At 59.9% G+C, this 4,129-nt stretch carries 5 protein-coding genes; all 5 read left to right on the top strand.

Annotated features, from left to right (window positions below; all coding sequences use genetic code 11):
- Positions 1 to 401 (top strand): FCD domain-containing protein (locus tag JWR14_RS18700; RefSeq protein WP_299709668.1); only part of this gene is annotated, 401 nt, incomplete at its 5' end.
- 169 nt (positions 402 to 570) lie between these two features.
- Positions 571 to 2,223: a malonate decarboxylase subunit alpha gene (gene mdcA / locus JWR14_RS18695; protein WP_299709666.1), complete on the top strand. Its 1,653-nt coding sequence runs from the start codon at positions 571 to 573 to the stop codon at positions 2,221 to 2,223.
- Between the two features lie 30 nt (positions 2,224 to 2,253).
- Positions 2,254 to 2,568, top strand: coding sequence for a malonate decarboxylase acyl carrier protein (gene mdcC, locus JWR14_RS18690; RefSeq protein WP_299709664.1), 315 nt, complete (start codon positions 2,254 to 2,256; stop codon positions 2,566 to 2,568).
- A complete protein-coding gene (locus JWR14_RS18685) occupies positions 2,565 to 3,497 on the top strand; it encodes a biotin-independent malonate decarboxylase subunit beta (RefSeq protein ID WP_299709662.1) in 933 nt (310 codons plus the stop codon). The genes mdcC and JWR14_RS18685 overlap by 4 nt, the downstream gene beginning before the upstream one ends.
- On the top strand, positions 3,484 to 4,129 hold a 646-nt coding region (locus JWR14_RS18680; protein ID WP_299709660.1), incomplete at its 3' end, for a biotin-independent malonate decarboxylase subunit gamma. The genes JWR14_RS18685 and JWR14_RS18680, both read left to right, overlap by 14 nt.

Raw genomic sequence — 4,129 nt, 5'->3', positions numbered from 1 at the left:
TGATGGTGCGCCTCATCGCGCGACAATGTGATGCAGCTGCAAAAGCCACGCTGCGGGCGCTGTCCGCCGACTTTCAGACCGCCGCTACACGTCCGGACGTCTTGCTTTTCGTTCATGCAGACAAGTCGTTCAACGAACTCTGTCTTTCCATCTGTGGAAATGAATTCGTTGTAGGCGCAATGCGGCTCATGCAGGGGCCGTCGCGCCGTTTCTGGTTTCAGCGCTCGCGAGACGCTGAGATTCTGGTTGAATCCGCCACGTTGCATGCGGCCCTTGCTGCGGCCATTGCAAGTGGTGACCCCGATGCCGCCGCGCACGCCAGCGATCGCTTGCTTGATAGCGCAGAGCGCTTCGCTCGCCGCGCGATTGAAGAAACCGGCGACGCGCTTTCTGTCCGCTAATCAGTCCCCTTTGTGCTTCCAATTCTAGGGTAAACATCGTTTGACCGACGATGTGACTTAGGTACACTCGTCATTGATAAATATCAGTGACATATAAGTTGCCGAGCAGATGTGTGTCCGATTTTGCACTGCCGGTTGCAGACGGAATGCCAAAACCAAGGGAAAACTCATGAAGCGGGATGTCCAAGGGCAGTGGAACCGCCTGGCTCTGAGCAAGTCGGCACGGCTCGAACGCGCCGGCACGGTCGTTGAGGGGAAGCTGATCGCACCGGAGGCGATGGTGCGACTCCTTGAGGCAGTGCTGGAACCCGAAGACCGGGTTTGCATTGAAGGCGATAATCAAAAGCACGCGGATTTTCTCTCCGCTTGCCTTGCAAAGGTGAATCCAGCACTCATCCACGACCTGCACATCGTGCAGTCGAACATCGCATTACCTCAGCATCTGGACGTGTTCGAGAAGGGCATCGCACGCAAGCTCGATTTCTCCTACTCGGGACCGCAAGGCGTGCGCATGGCGAACCTGGTGGAGCAGGGGAAGATCAAGATCGGCGCGATCCATACCTATCTCGAACTGTATGGCCGCTACTTTTGTGATCTGACGCCGCGCGTGAGTTTTATTGCTGCGCAGAGCGCCGATCGTCACGGCAACCTGTACACAGGACCCAACACGGAAGACACGCCGGCTATTGTTGAAGCAACGGCATTCAAGAACGGCATTGTCATTGCACAGGTCAACGAAATGGTCGACACACTTCCACGCGTCGATGTTCCAGCGGACTGGGTGAACTTCGTGGTGCGCTCGCCGAAGGCGCATTACATCGAACCGATCTTTACGCGAGATCCGGCCGCGATCACCGAGATCCAGATCCTGATGGCGATGATGGTCATCAAGGGCATCTACGCGCAATACGGCGTGACCAGGCTGAACCATGGCATTGGTTTCGACACGGCTGCCATTGAGCTTCTTCTGCCTACCTATGCCGAGAGCCTTGGACTGCGCGGCAAGATCTGCAATTACATGTCGGTCAATCCATGCCCGACGTTGATTCCGGCGATTGAATCGGGTTTTATCCAGTCAATCCATTCGGCGGGCTCCGAACTGGGTATGGAAAACTATGTGGCAGCGCGCCCTGATATTTTTTACACGGGTCCCGACGGAAGCTTGCGTTCGAATCGCATCTTCTGTCAGCTCGCGGGCCACTATTCCGACCTGTTCATCGGCTCGACGTTGCAGATAGATCTTCAAGGAAACAGTTCGACGGCGACCAAGAGCCGGATGACGGGCTTTGGCGGTGCACCGAATTTCGGCTGTGATTCCCGGGCGCGTCGTCATACCAGCGAAGCGTGGCTTAAGGCTGGCCGTGAAGCTTCCCACGCGGGCGCCATGCCGCGCGGGCGCAAGCTGGTCGTGCAGATCGTCGAGACCTTCGGGGAGAAGATGCAGCCGACCTTCGTGGAGCGGCTCGACGCATGGGACCTGATGGATCGTTTCGGTATGGAACTGCCGCCTGTCATGGTCTATGGCGACGATGTCACGCACCTCGTGACCGAGGATGGCATTGCCAACCTGTTGCTGTGTCGCAGTCCGCAAGAGCGCGAGCAAGCCATTCGCGGCATAAGCGGCTTTACGCCAGTGGGTCTGGGGCGTGATCGTCAGGCAGTCGAGAATCTGCGGGATCGCGGCGTCATCCAGCGACCCGAGGACCTTGGCGTCAATCCGCTGCACGCCACGCGCGACCTCCTCGCGGCACGCTCGATCAAGGATCTCGTGCAATGGTCGAACGGGTTGTACGACCCGCCACGACGCTTTCGAAACTGGTAAGCAGTCCGGAAAAACTATTGGAGTATCGAAATGGAGCAGTTGCGATTTGCTTATGACGGTCTGACGGCGAGCAACAGCGGCGTCTATGCCATTGCCGGGGTGGTGGCGTCGGGCGATCTGGAAGTCCTTGTGGAGCGTGAAGAGCTCGGCGGACGATGCGAGGTCATCATTCGCACGTCCGTACAGGGCTTTGAGAGGACCTGGAGCGCCGTGGCGCAGAGCTTCGTCTCCGCCCGGGCGCTGGCCAACACGCGCATCACGATCAACGACAGCGGCGCGACGCCGGCCGTGGTGAACCTGCGACTCGCCCAGGCGGCGCGAACACTTGACGAGGGGACCGCATGAATGCCAAAGACCTGTTCGCCGCCAGCGCATTGCGGCGGAGCTATCTCGAGTCGACGGCGCGGGCGCGCGCGCATGGCATGTGCGACGACGACAGTTTCATCGAATGGCTCGACCCGCGGGCGCGCCTGACAAGCCCGCATCTGGAGGCGCTCGATGTGCCGGTGTCTTTCGATGACGGCATCGTAATTGGAGAAGGGCGGCTGAAGGGCGAGCGGATCTTTGTCGCAGCACAGGAAGGGCGTTTCATGGGCGGCGCCGTCGGCGAGATTCATGGTGCGAAGCTGACGGGGATGCTCAAGCGTGCCGCGCTGGAAAAGCCTGCGGCGGTGCTGCTGCTGCTTGAAACAGGCGGCGTGCGGCTGCACGAAGCGAATGCCGGGCTTGTCGCGATTTCGGAAATCCAGCGCGCAGTGTTCGACGCGCGCCATGCCAGGGTTCCGGTAGTCGTGCTGATCGGCGGCGGTAACGGCTGCTATGGCGGCATGGGCATCGTCGCGCCCTGCTGTGATGCCATCATCATGAGCGAGCTGGCCCGTTTGTCAGTGTCGGGACCCGAAGTCATCGAAACAGCGCGCGGCGTGGAAGAGTTCGACGCGAAGGACCGCGCGCTGGTGTGGCGCACGATGGGAGGAAAGCATCGCTACCTGCTTGGTGAGATCGATCGGCTTGTCGACGACGATCTCCCTTCGTTCAAGGAAGCGGCGGCGGCATTCCTGCGACGCCCTGTCGCGTTCGATCTTGACGCGGTCGTTGCGGTGCATGCGCGGTTGACCGAGCGCATCGAGCGATTTGGCGAATGCGAAGACGCGGTCGATATCTGGGCCGCGCTCGGTGTTGCGAACCCGGAAATGATTCCGTCACTCGAGCTCGAACAGTTCCAGGAAGCCGTTGCGCAATCACGCACTGGGAGCGCTCATGAAATTAGCTGACCTGTTGAACGCGCTTTTCCCCGCAGGACACGATGTGACGGTCAACGCGGATGTTGTCCACGGCCTGGGCCGGTTGGACGGGCGAGACATCGCGTTGATCGGTACGACCGGACACGCCGCGATTGGCGTGGAGACGGCGTTGAAGCTTGCCGCTCACGTGCTGCGTGTGATACAGGAAAAGCCGGGCATGCCCATTCTCTTGCTCGTCGACAACGCTGGACAGCGCCTGTCGCGTCGGGACGAGTTGCTCGCGAACAATGGCTATCTCGCGCATCTCGCAAAGTGTCTTGAGGTCGCGCGAGCGCGCGGTCATCAGGTGTTGAGCCTTGTCTACGATCAGGCGATTTCAGGTGGATTCCTGGCGGCCGGAATGATTGCCGATCGGACATATGCGTTACCGGAGGCGCTTATCTACGTGATGAACCTTCCCGCCATGAGCCGCATTACGCAGATTCCATTGGAACGCCTGGAGTCCTTGTGCGCGACATCGGCGGTCTTTGCGCCCGGTGTGCCGAGCTTCTTCAAGCTCGGCATTGTCGAGGGCGTTTGGGAGGGCGATTTATCGGGCTCGCTTCGTGAAGCGCTCATGGATCACTCCAAGGCGGATTTGCGGAGTGAAACCGGGTTCGCCC

This window comes from Caballeronia sp. (assembly GCF_028292365.1).
Taxonomy (GTDB): domain Bacteria; phylum Pseudomonadota; class Gammaproteobacteria; order Burkholderiales; family Burkholderiaceae; genus Caballeronia.
This window is presented reverse-complemented; position numbering and strand designations above follow the sequence as displayed.